This window comes from Leptolyngbya sp. FACHB-321, assembly GCF_014695975.1.
Lineage (GTDB): Bacteria > Cyanobacteriota > Cyanobacteriia > Leptolyngbyales > Leptolyngbyaceae > Stenomitos.
Genome location: NZ_JACJPI010000076.1, coordinates 1 through 15049, shown reverse-complemented (window position 1 = coordinate 15049; position 15049 = coordinate 1). Strand labels below are relative to the sequence as shown.

The 15049-nt window shown below is 51.6% G+C and carries 11 protein-coding genes and 1 pseudogene; 5 read left to right on the top strand and 7 right to left on the bottom strand.

All coding sequences use genetic code 11. The features are described from left to right. Positions 1-7: 7 nt before the first annotated feature. On the top strand, positions 8-1414 hold the full coding sequence (locus H6F76_RS22260) for an MFS transporter (protein ID WP_190511606.1): 1407 nt from the start codon (positions 8-10) through the stop codon (positions 1412-1414). Between the two features lie 994 nt (positions 1415-2408). Here H6F76_RS22260 and H6F76_RS22255 read toward each other — a convergent pair. The 3 genes from H6F76_RS22255 to H6F76_RS22245 all read right to left on the bottom strand — a co-directional run bounded on the left by H6F76_RS22255 (position 2409) and on the right by H6F76_RS22245 (position 5024). Beyond that, positions 2409-2972, bottom strand: coding sequence for a hypothetical protein (locus H6F76_RS22255; RefSeq protein ID WP_190511604.1), 564 nt, complete (start codon positions 2970-2972; stop codon positions 2409-2411). Between the two features lie 127 nt (positions 2973-3099). Beyond that, positions 3100-3729 carry a hypothetical protein gene (locus tag H6F76_RS22250; RefSeq protein ID WP_190511603.1) on the bottom strand — a complete coding sequence of 210 codons (630 nt, stop codon included), beginning with the start codon at positions 3727-3729 and terminating at the stop codon, positions 3100-3102. Positions 3730-4073: 344 nt separating this feature from the next. Further along, positions 4074-5024 carry a GAF domain-containing protein gene (locus H6F76_RS22245; RefSeq protein WP_190511601.1) on the bottom strand — a complete coding sequence of 317 codons (951 nt, stop codon included), beginning with the start codon at positions 5022-5024 and terminating at the stop codon, positions 4074-4076. A gap of 244 nt (positions 5025-5268) precedes the next feature. Between H6F76_RS22245 and H6F76_RS22240 the strand changes: the two genes are divergently transcribed. After that, positions 5269-7593 (top strand): NACHT domain-containing NTPase, encoded by a 2325-nt coding sequence (locus tag H6F76_RS22240; RefSeq protein ID WP_190511599.1) that lies wholly within the window; start codon positions 5269-5271, stop codon positions 7591-7593. Here the strand turns inward: H6F76_RS22240 and H6F76_RS31605 are convergent. Together H6F76_RS31605 and H6F76_RS22235 are read right to left on the bottom strand one after the other, a co-directional pair. Next, positions 7590-7798, bottom strand: a pseudogene (locus H6F76_RS31605) (hypothetical protein). The gene H6F76_RS22240 and the pseudogene H6F76_RS31605 overlap by 4 nt on opposite strands. Positions 7799-8389: 591 nt before the next feature. Further along, positions 8390-8599 carry a hypothetical protein gene (locus H6F76_RS22235; RefSeq protein ID WP_190511597.1) on the bottom strand — a complete coding sequence of 70 codons (210 nt, stop codon included), beginning with the start codon at positions 8597-8599 and terminating at the stop codon, positions 8390-8392. A gap of 491 nt (positions 8600-9090) precedes the next feature. Here H6F76_RS22235 and H6F76_RS22230 point away from each other — a divergent pair, with 491 nt between their 5' ends. Then, positions 9091-9405: a DUF1830 domain-containing protein gene (locus H6F76_RS22230; protein ID WP_190511595.1), complete on the top strand. Its 315-nt coding sequence runs from the start codon at positions 9091-9093 to the stop codon at positions 9403-9405. A 124-nt stretch (positions 9406-9529) separates the two neighbouring features. Here H6F76_RS22230 and H6F76_RS22225 read toward each other — a convergent pair whose 3' ends face one another. Next, positions 9530-10576, bottom strand: coding sequence for a chemotaxis protein CheB (locus tag H6F76_RS22225; protein ID WP_190511594.1), 1047 nt, complete (start codon positions 10574-10576; stop codon positions 9530-9532). A 503-nt stretch (positions 10577-11079) separates the two neighbouring features. Between H6F76_RS22225 and H6F76_RS22220 the strand changes: the two genes are divergently transcribed. After that, positions 11080-11433 (top strand): DUF1257 domain-containing protein, encoded by a 354-nt coding sequence (locus H6F76_RS22220; protein WP_190511592.1) that lies wholly within the window; start codon positions 11080-11082, stop codon positions 11431-11433. Between the two features lie 123 nt (positions 11434-11556). Next, a complete protein-coding gene (locus tag H6F76_RS22215; RefSeq protein ID WP_190511590.1) occupies positions 11557-12561 on the top strand; it encodes a hypothetical protein in 1005 nt (334 codons plus the stop codon). 694 nt (positions 12562-13255) lie between these two features. Here the strand turns inward: H6F76_RS22215 and H6F76_RS22210 are convergent. Beyond that, a partial coding sequence (locus tag H6F76_RS22210; RefSeq protein ID WP_190511588.1) for an ATP-binding protein occupies positions 13256-15049 on the bottom strand: 1794 nt, incomplete at its 5' end.

Sequence of the window (15049 nt, the reverse complement as noted above, 5' to 3'; positions counted from 1 at the left end):
CACACGTATGCAGAAAACTTACGTCAGCCGTTCGTCAAAAACTTATCAATTCTTGGCGCTGGTGCTTCTCTGCGCTGCTCAGTTCATGATTGTGCTCGATTTTTCGATCGTCAATGTCGCGCTGCCCTCAATCCAGCAAAGTTTGGGCTTTTCTCCTCAACAGCTACAGTGGGTTGTCAGCGCCTATTCTCTAACATTTGGTGGATTTCTGCTGTTAGGCGGTCGAGCTGCTGATTTGTTTGGTCGTCGTCGCCTACTTTTACTAGGATTGGGGGTATTTACATTGGCTTCGCTGGTCGGTGGATTCTCCCCATCTCAAGTAGCCTTGATTGCCGCTAGAGCTTTTCAGGGATTGGGGGCAGCTCTGGTTGCCCCTGCAATTCTGGCAATTGTCTTGAGTACACTCCAGGAAAATGCCAAACGGAGTCGTGCATTAGGTGCATTAGGTGCAATGGCAGCCGGAGGATTTGCGGCTGGAGTATTACTGGGGGGGCTATTAACAGATTCCCTAAGCTGGCGCTGGGTGATGTTTGTCAACGTGTCGATCGGATTAGCTCTGATGGTTGGGACTCCTTTTCTACTTCAGGAAAGCCGTGCAGCCACAGTCAAACGACAGATTGATTTAGCGGGTACTGTCGTGGTGATGCTTGGCTTAATGCTGCTGGTTTATACGCTGGTGCAAATTCCAGAAGTGGGATGGGCATCTCCTGCAACCGCTCTCAAAGGCATGGGGGCGATCGCTCTATTTGCGCTATTTATCTGGATTGAGTCTCAGGTCTCCGTTCCGTTGGTGCCACTTCATATTTTCGCTCAACGTTCACTCATGGCAGCGAGTCAAGTTGCTGCTTTCGTGAGTGCAATTGGTGCATCGATGGTTTTTATTCTCACGCTCTATATGCAGCAGATTTTGCATTACACCGCGTTCCAAACTGGAATCGCCTTTTTACCTCATGCGGTCGCGGCGATCGTCGCTGCTCCCTTGTCATCTCACTTGGTTCATCGAACAACGGTGAAGTTCACTCTGATGATCGGGTTAATTCTATCCATGATCGGACTGTTGCAATTAACAGCCCTGTCCACCAATGGCATTTTTGTTCACGATCTTCTACCGGGAACCGTGCTCGTTGGATTAGGCATTGTTACCTGCTTTGTTACAGTCACGATTTTGGCGACTACCGGAGTTGAAGGTCACGAGCAGGGGTTAGTGTCGGGTCTACTCAACACCTTTCAGCAAATTGGTTCTGCGGTGGGGCTAGCGACTGTCATGGCGATCGCAACAGCTCGTACAAACTCGCTTTCGGCAGGTGCTAATGTACCTTCAGAAAACTTACTATCTGCTGCAACCGAAGGCTTTCAATCGGCTCTGTTCGCCAGTGCTGGCTTTGCGGCTTTAGGTGTCATATTACAGGAATAGCAATTTGTAATCCGAAGAAACAAGACACTTAGACGTGGTAGATAGGGGTAATTGAAGCGGTACGTCGCTCAAGACTGTCTTGCCCAAACACAAGCACATAGACAAAAGCCGTACAGGGCTTAGTTATAGCAACGGACAAAAAGTGGTCGTTAAGGCTAGAAAGCTCATGAAATAAAGCTTTCAGCGATCGCTCCCATTATCTACCTAGCGGCTTGAGCTGTCCCATTTTCACCCCTAAATGGGACAGTCCGAATCACAAACAACGATTTTGCGCCCTTACAGGTTCCTCAGCCATGATCGACTAGGCTCCGTAAATGGGACAGGTCACTCCAACTGCTTACTAGCGACCAGAATTTTTCCGCTGCTAAAACTAAGCCTGGACTAGCCACAAACTGGCACGATCCTTGAAAACTTTGCACAGCAGCAGTTTTGCTTTTCTGCCAGTTCGCATAGTTGCTCAATCCGCAACGGTGCAACGGGATTAAAGAGGAAAAGAGCGGCGGTGCAGGGCTTTTAGCAATTGTGCCAGTTGACGGCTAGTCCAGCAGAGGAAGCGCCATATGAACGTTAGCTGTGCTTACCAATGGCACCCTAGAACCAACCCGGTCAGAGCGAGCGGGTGCTTTTTTGCCCTTTGAACCGTAAGTTGATCATGCCGCTGCTCGCTGGGCAAGTACGCCTCCCTTTGGCACTTGCCTTGAGTCTATGGACGGTCAGCACCTAGCAGACGCCGGTCACTGTGGACTTGAACTGCCGCGCCGACGCTTACATCAGGACTTGCAGGGCATCGTCAGGTACAGCGCACTGCTCGGTGGCGTTCTGTTGCTGTGCTTGCCAGAGCGTTTCAGCCTTCGGTAAGCAAGTCCTCAACCTCACGGGCGTAGGCATCTAAGCCCTGCAGCACAGGGACACAACCAGCAAACGTGGCGCGGGCAAGCCGGAGGTACGCTTGCATCTCTTCAGGGTCGTCTTGACCACCAGCCTCGGCCACTGCTCAAGGGATGCCGCGGGCACTGAGGAACGCGCTCATTGTGTGGAGCTCTAGCAGTTGTGTCCGGCCGGCCGGGAGATGCGCGCTGTAGAGGTGGTAAGGCATGGTTCGTCCGTCAAACAACTCCCGCAACAAGTCCTTGTCAGGAGCGGCAGTCACGCCTAACTGAGAACTGACTAGCGACTGCCATACAGACTGACAGACGAGTGCGAAACTTAGAGGCTGGTGGTTCAAGAGTGCTGTCTCTGGATCATCATTAATGTTTCTCTCCAAGACCTCAAGGAACCACTCGGCCTTGTACTGCTCGTAGTCTAAACCGGGCTCAAGATAGTCGTGCTGTACAAGGAACTCGCCAGCTTCAAGCTGGCGCCGCAAGTAGTCCTCGATGAGCGCCACATTCTCGTCCTCCTCAAGCGTATCAATGGCACCGAGACGGTTGTAGGTGCCCTTGATGGCGAGAGCAGCAGGAAGAAACGTGCCGTTAGTCCCTTCGAGAATGACTAGAACGGCGCTCGCACCCTTAAGGCTGACGCCGGTCACCATGCAGCAACAATCGTAAAAACCCATATGCCCTCCTACCACAGCTTAACGGCGAGAGGTACTGGCTGTGCCTCTCCTCTCAAGCCTCATCTCAAGCCTAACTGATCGTTTGCCGCCGTCCGGTGCCATGCAGGGTGAGGCGGCAACCATTTGACTACTCAATGACGTACCCCGGCTCAAGGTATAAGGCATAGCGTGACCCGTTATAACTCAGTGCTTGCCATTCAGGAAACCCAGCCAGATCTAAAGACAGCGAAATAATGTGGTCCTGCTCTGTGACGCGCTGCAACTTAGCTGGATGAAGCTGCGTTAATAAGCGGTTAATTAACGCGGTTAACGCTTTTGTCTGCTCTCTGAAGTTGCCCTCAGAGGAAGCAATCACAAGCGCTTGATTGAACTGTAGAGGCGTCGAAAGATGGCCTAAAACACGGCTGGGGGCTTCCAACTGAAAGAGCTTGGCTGCTTCCCAAGCCGATAAGGGCGCTAACGTTTCCAAGCGAGGGAACGCAGCGATTTGACAAAATGTCTTAGTATAAATTTCCTGCTCCACGTAGATCGCGCCTCTCTCCACAAGGTAGTAAGGCGGTGAATATTCACTGTGTATGATTTCAGACGCTTCACCGATGCTCGTAAACGCAGGCATAATGAGGACTAACGGGTCGGCTCGTTTGAGTTCAACCCAACCTTCAGGTGCACATCCCACATAGCCGCAATCTTCACAAACCAAGAACTGGAGCTGTGCCTTTCCCCAATTGACATATTCAACGGCATTAATCAGCTGCACGCTATCATCGCCTAGCTGGGTTACAGTAACCCTAGACTGTTCAGAAGCCGAAAAGTCTAGTGCTGCTCTTCGAGTGATAGGGGTTCTTAGTTGCCACATTGGAAAACCTAGAAAGATTAGCCAGCTAAGGGGTTGGACTAGCAGCCGAACCGAAAGTATAGTACTAGCGCGCTTGCGGATTGTGGCTGAATATATCCACCGTCGCTTGCAAACCTTTCGTCTTTTAGCTAACCGCTAGCGCAACCGACGCAGACGCTTTAGCTGACGCTTCAACCTAATTATTGCCGCGCTCCTCAACTTTGAACTGGCTCCCTCCTTATACTTCCTGCAAGCGGTCTATGTCTTTAGCTCATCGCCTGAGATGAATCCCCATTGCTCGTCGTAGACAATACGCCCTTCCTCAACGCCGCGACATGGGCCAGATTGCCCTGAATGAAACTGAGCGGGTTGTTGATTTCATGGGCGACGCCGGCCACAAGTTGTCCCAAACTAGACAGCTTCTCGGTTTGAACCAGTTGGCTTTGCGTTTGCTGGAGCCTTTGCAGCGTTTGAGTGAGTTCAATCGTGGTCCGCTGCAGCGCCCGCGTTTGTGCCCTCGCCGTAAGCGTAGCCACGCAGCTTTGCTCGTAGAGTTCCGCTTGGTGCAGCGCGATCGCCGCTTGGTCAGCCAGTTGTTGCAGTAAATCGAGTTCAAACGGTTGCCAGACGCGAGGAGCGTTACACTCATGGGCAATGAGCAAGCCCCAAAGGTTGTTGCCGATGCGAATGGGCACGACGAGATTGGCCTGCACCTGCATGGTTTGCAGCAATGCCTTATGACAGGGCGTCAGGTCAGAGAGCATGACATTAGCGATGGCGCGTACGCGCCCCTCCAGATATTGCTGCCCGTGTTCGGCTGCAAAGCAATCATCTTGATGTTGCTTGCCCAAGAGCGAGTGCCACGGCGCTCGCACGGCTTCCACTACGACCTCACCCAGCCAAGCCTGCCCAAACTGATACATCACGCCCCGATCGGTGTGCAGTAGCGTTTGGACTTCTTGCACAATCGTGGTCAGCACCGTCTTTGAGTCCAGGGTGCGGCGCATTTGATCCGTCACCTGTCGCAGCACTTGCGCTAACTCCAACGAGCGCTGCAGTTGTGCTACCTGGTCTTGTGACTGTTGCTCTAACTCCAGGTTCAACGCTGCCACCTGGGAGCGTGGAGTAGACTGCAAGACTGACTCCGTCTCATTCATGTTGAAGTTCTCTGCTCGGTCTCGCTCGGCAATGTAGCCATCAAAACTAGGCTGACACATTGATGTTAGAGATCATGTTTGAGTACATGTCTGACTTGCAGCTCACTGAGACAAAGTCTCAAAAAGTACCCCAAAAACTCGGACTAAGGTGGGACTGTGGGGCGTCGAAGGTGCCAAACGCTTGAAAAGCTTGGCTCCATCACCGGCTTTCAGTCAAGCGAAGGATTAGCGCTACAGAGGCAAACTGTCAAGTCATACGTCATGATGTATAAGTTGTGGAGAGCAAGACCAGGAGTTCTCTCTTATGGTCAAGCGCTCGCTCCAAGCATCACTACTCGGCACTCAACAAGCCAAACGCGCGTTTGACCTTAAAGGGTGGACGCAAGAAAATCTGGCGTGGGAAGTGGGGTTAAAAACACGCCAATCGGTCTGGCGGTTTTTCACAGGACAACCCGTTGAGCGTCAGGTTTTTCAGGAGCTTTGTGCCATTCTAGATTTGGATTGGCGAGCCATTGCGGTTGATCCACCTGCCGCCTTTCCGGAATCAGGAGCAAACGCGCCGGCTGTAGCGATCGACACGCTCGTCCGACAGGTGCGAGCACAGCGTCAGGCTAGAATCCAGGCGCAATGTGGCACCTTGCAACTGCTGGATATGAGCCGCCCTGCCAAACTGGACGACCTTTATATTGCTGTCAATATGCTGGAGGAGCTTCCGAGCCAGCAGTGGTTAGAGTTAGCTGATCTGCAACGCTTCACACCGAAAGAATTTGATCACTTTGGCTTAAGAGACGCATCCCAAACTCAAATGGCGGGCCTGCAAGCCGTCGAGATCTACTCGAAGCTGCGGGTACTGGGGAAACCAGGGGCAGGTAAAACGACGTTCTTGCAACATCTAGCAACGTGGTGTAACCGAGGCAGCTTTGCCGCTGAGCGGGTGCCCGTTTTTGTCACCTTGAGGGATTTTGCCGCTGAAGCGCGAGCCGAAGGCGAGTTCAGCTTGCTCAACTATCTGCGTGACGAATTCCTCACATCTGGTCTGGCAGACTCGTCTGTGCTGGAAACGCTACTGCAAGCGGGCAGAGTCTTGCTCTTGCTCGATGGGTTAGACGAAGTGCTGCTGCCAGAGCGTCGGGTCATTGGGCAGGAAATTCGCAGACTGTCTGAAAAGTATCAACAGAATCTGTTTGTTGTGACGTGCCGTACCGCCACGAAAGCCGCTCAGCTTGGACGGTTCACTGATGTCGAGCTGGCTCCCTTTACGTCAGACCAGATGGAGGCGTTTGCTCAAAAGTGGTTTACCACCCTGGCGAAACCGCAGCGGCAGGACGGACAGTCGCAGGCAGCACAGTTTGTCCAGCAATTACACTGGCCAGAAAATGTGTCTTTCCGTCGGCTGGCGGTGACACCGCTGTTTCTGCATCTTATCTGCTGGGTGTTTCAGCAGCAGGGCAAGTTTCCCACCCAGCGAGCGGAATTCTCTAAGCAATGTTTAGATCTTTTGCTGCGTAAATGGGACGAAACTAAAGGCCTTGAGCGGGACGCCATGTCTCACGGCTTTTTACTGCCCCAAAAGCTGAAACTGCTGAGTCAGATTGCCGCCGTCACCTTTGAGCAAGGCGATTATTTCTTTGCCCAACAGGCTGTGGAACAGCACATCAGTGCTTATCTCAGTGGCTTACCAAATGCTTCGAAAGAGCCAGAAGTCTTACAGTTAGAGAGTGAAGACATGCTCAAGGCGATCGAACTCCAACACGGGCTGCTAGCAGAACGAGTGCAAGGCATTTTCTCCTTCTCTTCTTTGACGTTTCAAGAATATTTTACGGCTCGCAAAATTGTTGCCAGTCACAAACTCCAAGCCTCCAATCAAGCGTTAGAGGAGCTAGTCAGGCATCTGACTGAACCCCGCTGGCGAGAAATCTTTTTGTTGACGGCGACCATGTTGAGTAATGCAGACTCCCTGTTGCAGTTAATGATGCAACAAAGGGAGGCGCTCGTGGCTCACGATCCCGCTCTACAGAAGTTCTTAGCCTGGGTAAGCGAGAAGTCTCTGGCGACGCCGCCACCGCCTGCTGCCATCCGCGCTTTTTACTTTGCCCTTGCTAATAAGCCCCATCTTGTCCCGCTCTTAGCGCTTAACTCCACTTTGAACCAGGAGTTTTTTCTGGACATGGTGTTAGATGACTTAATGCTGAAGTGTGCTCTTGCCTCCAGCGCTGATCCCACCCTGGCACAAGCCTGTGTCGAGGCCCTCAACAATGCCCTGATTATGACGCTTGATATGGAGTTACATCACGCGCTGCAAGCATTGCAAGCGCAACTCCCTGAGCGAACCAAAAGCCAAAAAAGTGTGCAGGCCTGGTGGCAAACAAATTATCTAGCTTGGCTAGAACAGTTAAAAGCGGCGATCATAAAGCACCGTCAAACTCAGCAGTCATGGCCTTTGAGCCCAGAGCAGCAAGAGTGCTTGCAACAGTACTATGACGCGAGTCAGCTCTTACTTGATTGCCTTAACAGCAACTGTGCCGTGACGACTGCTGTGCGGCAAGCGATCGAAGCGGCGTTGTTACTGCCTCAAAAAGAGCTTGAGGAGCGGCAATGGGTTGGTTTCTTGAAGCAAACAGTGGTTTAGACCTGTTGTACTGCCGGTCGCATCAAAGCGTTTTGTGCTTGAGCCGTGGGCACTAACGTCCAACCCGCCTGCCTCAGCTTTTGATCGGTACCCCACCCCTGGAACCATGAGGAAGGGGATCATCAGGCACCTGATACTGAGGGCAGGCCGTGTAAGGCAGCCAAGGAGCGGCGGAACGTTTCCTTAAATGTATAGCGGTCGCCATAAAGCTTGCGGCATTGCATTTTTGCAAACGGACGCTGCTGCTTAGTGAGTTTTAGAGTTCACCGCAACCTTAGTGGCAATGGCTATAGTATCAGTTCACCTTCAGTCTTTGAGTTCGCTCGCCAGCACCTTGAACCACACATCGGTAACTCCTCGTTGCTTTAACCTTGGTTTAAATTCAGGGCTGCTAACACACCAGCCTTGAAAGACTTTGAAGCGTGGTGCCTTTGTGGTTTAAGTTGCCGAACCAACGGTAGGTGATACCAGGGAAGCCAAGGCTACTCATGTTGCTGCCAGTGATTAAGAGAGCGCTTCTGCTCGGGCAAGAGTGCGTACAGTGTAAGTGCTCATGGTCCGACCCAGTGATGGCAACGGTGCTGGCTCGGCACCACAACTTCCGGTATGGCAGCAGGCGCCACGCTAAAGCACCCAGTCTGCATACACGTTCGCCCTCACACAGCAGGCACGCTCCCGATGATTGCTAGCGGAGCGATGTCTAGTGATGTCTAGTGAAAGCAAGACCAAGCTACTGATCCAGAGCATCACGACGAGCAAGGCCACTAGAAGCTCTGTGAATAATTTCGCTTTGAGGTCAGGCTGCACGCAGATCGGCCTCATTGAGCATCACTGTTGTTTCGGCGCCCACTCTGCCAAAGTTGGGTTCTGGACCCAGTGTCATTTCAATCAGGTAAGTCCAGCTGCCAGCGCCAGGTGTGTAGCTTCGCACAGCCCCTTCGCCACCAATAAAACTCACCCATTGGGTCTGACGAAACTTGGGTCCTGTGACGCGGATTGCAGCCATGAATCAGACTCCTCTAACCAGCTTTAATGGTTCTTACTACAGCAGAAAGCACCAAAGAAGTTCTGTATCTGATTAGGTAAAGCAGTCAAGCCTCGTCTGTAACTTTTGAATGTTTTAGTTGTCTTTGTCTAAGTTAGACGCAAGTAAGGCATGAACTCAGACACGAGCTTTAACAGTGAAGGAGCATACTGCTTTTTAACGTCAGACTTACTTTCTTTTGAGTTAAAGAAGTTTAATGTACTGCATTTGCTCAAAAGCCAAATTTACCGCTTCTGGTCTAGCTTGTAGCGACCTAACTTAACACTTTCAATGACCAGCGGCAACAAGCACAAGGGGCTAGAGGCAGTGGCTTTTGGCTCTCTGTTTACCTGGGCCTAGCAGGAACTTTTTCAGGGTGTTAACTCTTTTCAGTGAGCGCTCAGTTTGGTCGTCCTGCTAGGCGTGATCGCCACAAAACTGCACTGGTCGTAAACCTTATAAAAGGCATCACAATGACTCAAATTTTAGATAGCTTGCCTGCTGATTGTGCGAATCGCATTCTCTGCTACTACTCCAATAACACTCGGAAAATTAAGCTTGTTCGGATTACCAATCTGCCAAACTGGTACTTCGAACGCGTCATTTTTCCCAGAGAGCGACTTTTGTTTGAAGCACTACCAGAAGCCCAACTGGAAGTTTATGTCACAAACTTTTCGACTATGGCTCTAGTCGAGGTTACTAGGTGCGATCGCTTAGCGATCAAAGCGGCTCCAACTGAGCCAACGGGTCTTAACCAGCAGCATGATACTTCAGTGCCTGTGCTTTGAGGAAATGCTGTGGGCCAACGGGGTGGGATCCGAACGTTTTTGTCCTGGTGGCAAGCCTAACGGAACACACAGAACGCGTCTAGTGTCCGTGCTCAGTTTCACACTTTAGGCGGCAGGTCTGGCGCTACAGTGCTTCTGGCTGCTCCTCTTCGACTGCGGCAACGGCGCGTTTAGTCGCAAAGCCGTCGAGAATAATGCCTCGAATGAGTGCCACCTCAGCATCCAGCTGTTTGGCGTGCTCTTCGTATTTGGCTGTTGCCTTCTGTAAGTTGTAGTTTTTCATCTGCTCCGCCATCTGACGCGAAAAGGTGACTTTTTCCTCCATGACCCGCACCGCCGTCCACAGCGCATTTTCAACATTCTGCGTTTGCTCTGCTAGGAACACATTCGCTGTAAAGGAATGCCCGATGTGACAGCGAAACCGGAGTAGCTCGTCCTGACCAATTTGCCAGATACTGCCGTTGCATTCGGGGCAGGTGTAAGTCGTGCGAGTGCCGATCGCTTCGACGTGCTCTAACAACTCCTGGGTATTCATCTGCTGTTCCGCGATTTTGGCTTCAATGTCGAGCGCGTCACTCATAGGATGTATCTCCGCCTCAGCGGTAGGTGTATGGGACAACTGCACAAGCCGGTCTGAGATTTCCGCCAGTGGCAGGCAGTGGTCAACCTTCACGTACCGCAACGCACTCTTGGCCATGCTGGGATATTCGGCTTCGTTGGGGTCCTGCACGATCGCTACGCCGCCACGCTGCTTGATTGCCTGCAAGCCCACGGTGCCATCATCCAAATAGCCAGTGAGCACAACACCCACGGCTCTGGCACCATACGCACGGGCAGCGGAACGAAAGAGCGCATCGATCGCGGGTCGAAAGCGGTTTTCTTGCGGTCCACGCACCACGCGCATCGAGCCTTGGTTGACCAAGAGATGGTAATCGGGCGGCGCAACGTAAATGTGTCCCGTTTGAATGGCTTCGCCGTCAGTAGGGTGAGAGACCGGGAGAGAGCCGACATCGGCAAGAATTTGGGGCAGGATGCTGGGCTGATCGGCAGCGAGGTGCCGCACGATGAAGAGAGTCGCATCCAGGTTAGGAGGCAACGCGCCTAAAATTGTGCCGAGTGCTTTGAGTCCGCCGGCTGACGTGCCAATGACAATGATGTCGCGTCCAAGCATAAATTACTTTTAAGTAAATAAAGTACGTCACTCAGTTTGAAAGCCATCCCAGAAGCCTTTTTCACTGCTGACTTCTGGCTACATTCGGTTGAGCGCTTACGTCGAAGCCCGACTCGTGAATGCTGCTGTACATTCAGCGTCCAGCACTAATTGGCGCTTTCAATCGTTGATCAACAGCGACCACCGCTAAGAGGTGAAACTCTTACTATTGGCTGATCGTAATCGTTTTCTTACCCAATTTGGTAGAGCCGCTTTCAGTCTTCCGAGTGAATCTACGGACCTTCTGACGCTACTTATACAACTTCTACAACTCCTACAGAAAAGCAACCCTTACCTATACTCAATTTCGAACATACGGCTGCCATTCTGAAGGAAGCACAAATCTTTACACAACTGTTTCTTCGTAACCAATCGATACAAAGACGATGAGTGAAGAGCGTTCATCAGCAGTTCCAGTTCATTGCATTCACTGATTGTTAACATTCAATCTTAAGGAATCTACAATGTCTCACTTCAATACTTTCCGCAGCAAATTGACCGATATTGCTATTTTGCAAGACTCTCTCCGTCAACTGGGCTTTGTTGTTCAGACTGATGCGATGGTGCGTGGCTCTAATTGCCAACACGTTCGGGCTGATATTGTTGCCGTGCTTGAGGGCGGTTATGACATGGGCTGGTCTCAGAACGAGGACGGTTCGCTTGATTTAATTACCGACCTCTGGGGCATGGCTAGAAAGCACGATATGTCTCAATTGCTTAACGCCATCAACCAAAAATATGCCGTGTATCAGACGTTAGCAGCCGTGCAGCGTCCCGGCTTACAAAACGCGACGGTCAAGCTTGTGACGCAATCGTAGTGTTTGTGTGTTCTCAATCAAGGTCTAAAGAGCAGCGCTTTGCTGCTTTTTAAGACTACTCTGTCGCCCGAAACAGACGGCCTGTACAGCAAGGGCTTGCCTGCAAACCAATCTTAACTACCTATGACTAACGATACACAACGCCATCACGCGGATGATGGCATGAGTACCAGCGCGTTGGCTAAAGTGCCTCTGCTTGTGACCAACCTTCGGGATAGACTCTGGAACTTTGGCAGTTTTGCTTGGATGGTTGCCCTTATCGATCGCAGCCTTGCCTGCTTTGCTGCTGGCACTTGGGCAAGCGCGATCGCGCTTGCCCAGGTGCTTCTGGTTGCTTTGCTCTTCATTGTATGGCTTGATCTAAAGCCAGCCAAGATGGCAACCGAACGTTTAAGCGCCGATCAGATCAGTACGCTCAAGCACTACAAACTGAGTTCCACTACGCCTCAGCACGCAGCTTATCGTCACCAAACTGAGGCAAGAATGCTTCAATTGGAAAAATATCACTTGATTACTCAGGAATATGTTTTACCGATTCCTTACCTGTGTCAGATCTATCACCTGTTGAATTTAAAGCATTTGGAATCAGTGCATGGCTTTAGCCTGAACAACCTGAAAGTGATTGATGTGAGTCAGTTTGAAGCAACCGCAATCGGGGGTAGCCTGAAATTTCAAACGGTTCTAGAGGCTTCACCTAATGTACTCAGCCTGGTAAGACAGCCTGTAGTTGAGGTAGAGCTCACGCTGCACACGCCTTACACCATTGAACTGAGTATTCCTGTTCATAACGGCAATAAAATTGCTGTGCTCTTCAACGTCTTACCGTTGAGCCAGAACGAGCACAAGTTATTCATTGATATCTACAGCAATCTGGCTTTACCAAGACCGCTGCTGCAAATTGCCTTGCATCTTGCTGCGGGCTTAACCGTGTTTGAGGATTTACCTTACCTCCAAAAGCTGAACAAAGCAAAGATCCACCGTTCTGCCCAGCTTGGTCAAGTGAATCACAAAACAATGCAGCTCTTTAAGCGCTTTGTCGATTTGTATGGGTCGAACCTGGAGCAACCTCAAGCACCAGGTGCGGTAGAACTGCAACCCATCTATACGGCGACTAGAGCGAGCTGTTGATCTGAGCGTGATCATATCGCCACTCAGGTCAGGAAGGGGTGCAGCCGTAAAGCCCTTAGCTAGACAAAGTCTACAGCCCTTTTACTCCAATGTTCTCAGCGACCTGGCGACAACTCTATGCAACCCCAAGTGCTTCTCATACCGATCCCCCTTTTGCTGATGCTACCCCAGTCATGACGAGCACTATTTTTACCGTTTGCCTTTGGCTTGTTCTAGTTAGCTTCTTATGGTCAATTGGCAAGGCTGCCACACAGGGGTGGACAAAGGTGCAACGATTGCACCAGGTTCCGTGCTCCCGTTGCACCTTTTTTACTCATGATTACCATCTAAAATGCCCTGTTCATCCCTACAAAGCGCTGAGTGAAGAGGCGATCAACTGCCTTGATTACAAACCCGCTATTAAACTTTCATTAAGTTATAGAAGCGATCGTACCAACAGTACCGTGAAATGAAAAACAATGGGCAGTTCATCCGTTGGTAGTCCTAAAGAGGTAATGATAGCTTTAAGTTCTTCCAGATCAGGCTTTCAGAACTTAAAGCTAACTTTGCAGAATGGGACAGTTCACTCCAACTGCTCACTAACGACCAGAATTTTTCTGATGCTATAACTAAGCCAACTCTGACTGTTGGTGGGGTGGCTTTAGTCCTCTAACAGTTTACGCAGTCAGAGTCTTTGGCAACCCCTATCCAGTCACTAATTTTGACGCTTGGCTGACGCATCCCTGGCTTGTCCAGTTAGGTCAGCCACCACCCAGAGCAACTGTGCCAAGTCGAACGGTTTAGCCAGATGTCGTTGGAACCCAGCCTCGATCGCCCCTTGCCGTTCACGCTCGGTCACGTAGGCAGTGATAGCCGCGGCTGGAATTTGTCCTCCCGCTGCTGCCTCCAGCGCTCGCACCTGACGGATCAGCATCAGTCCATCTTCATCCGGCATACCGATGTCTGCCAAGAGCACATCATACCGCTTAGGAGACGCCGTGAGAGCCGCGATCGCGTCTCTGGCTGCGGTCACAGCGACCACTGTGGCACCAGCATCTTCCAGCGTCCAGCGATTCAGGTCGAGGCTATCCACCTCATCATCAACCACCAGAATGGTTAAGCCTGCCAGCGAAGGCAACGCCTGAGGCTCAACCGCTAGAGGCTCGATCGCGGTCAGTTCTAGCGCACCAGGTGGTGTGATGTCTACGGGCAGCGATCGCAGCGGTAAGCGTACAGTCAGCGTAGTGCCTTGTCCTTCGCCAGGGCTTTCTGCTTGCACAGTGCCGCCATGCAGTTCCACAAGCTGCCGGGCGATCGACAACCCCAAACCCAACCCCTGCTTATCTTTGCTAGTGCTGGAATTGCCCTGACGAAAGCGATCGAACACATAAGGCAGTAGCTCTGCCCGAATGCCCTGTCCTGTATCCGTCACGCGAATGGCGGCATGATTCTGCACCGTTGCTAACGTGACGTCCACCCGTCCACCGGCTGGTGTGAACTTGATGGCGTTAGACAGCAGATTCCACAACACTTGCTGCAAGCGATCAACATCCCCCACCACGGTGGCAGAGTTGACTTGCGCCACCACTTGAATCGCTTTAGCGTCGGCAGCCAGTTGGACAGACTCGACTGCATTATTGATAAGGGTGCTTAGATCCAGCAGGTGTGTGCTGAGGTGCAGCTTGCCGCTGGTAATCCGCGCAATGTCCAGCATGTCTTCAATGAGTTGAGACTGCGCTCTGGCGCTCCGCTCTATAATGTCGAGTGCCCGCTCAACTGTTGCGTCATCCTGTTGGCGCTGGCGGAGAATTTGTGCCCAGCCCAGCATCGTATTCAGCGGGTTGCGAAGTTCATGGGAGAGGTTCGACAAAAATTCATCTTTCGCACGACTGGCAGTTTCCGCTGCCTGCCGTGCCGCCTGTTCCTGGCTCAGAAGTTGTGAGCGCTCCGTTTCAAAGTACTTGCGCTCGGTGATGTCTTCGAGCGACAGCAAAAGCCGTTGAGTCTCTCCGTCTTGGCGAATCTTCCAACCATTCAGCAGCATGGTTTTTTGCCCAATGCGCTCAAACTCATGCTCGACCTCAAAGTTTTGCAGCACCGCATCATGGCTAAACACATCCTCCAGTAGCGCTTGCAGTCCAGGAATGTTCCATTGCCCGTTGCCTAACTCAAAGATCAACGTTTGGGCAGTTTCGAGCGGTGCGACCTGAAACGTGTCATAGAACGAGCGATTGGCTTTATTGACTCGCAAATCAGACTCCAGCACCACTAGCGGCACCTGCACCGTTTCGACGATCGCTTCCGCATAGTTTCGCGCCGCTTCGAGTGTCGTGGCACTACGCTTGAGGGCATCAATATCCATGAGCACCAAGACCACGCCATCAATCTGGTTTTCGAGTGTGCGGTAGGGACGGATGCGGAGCAGATACCAATGCCCGCCCTGGGTTTGCACTTCCAGTTCCTTCACGCTCAACGTTTCTAGTACGTCCAGCAACAGCAACTCTAAGTC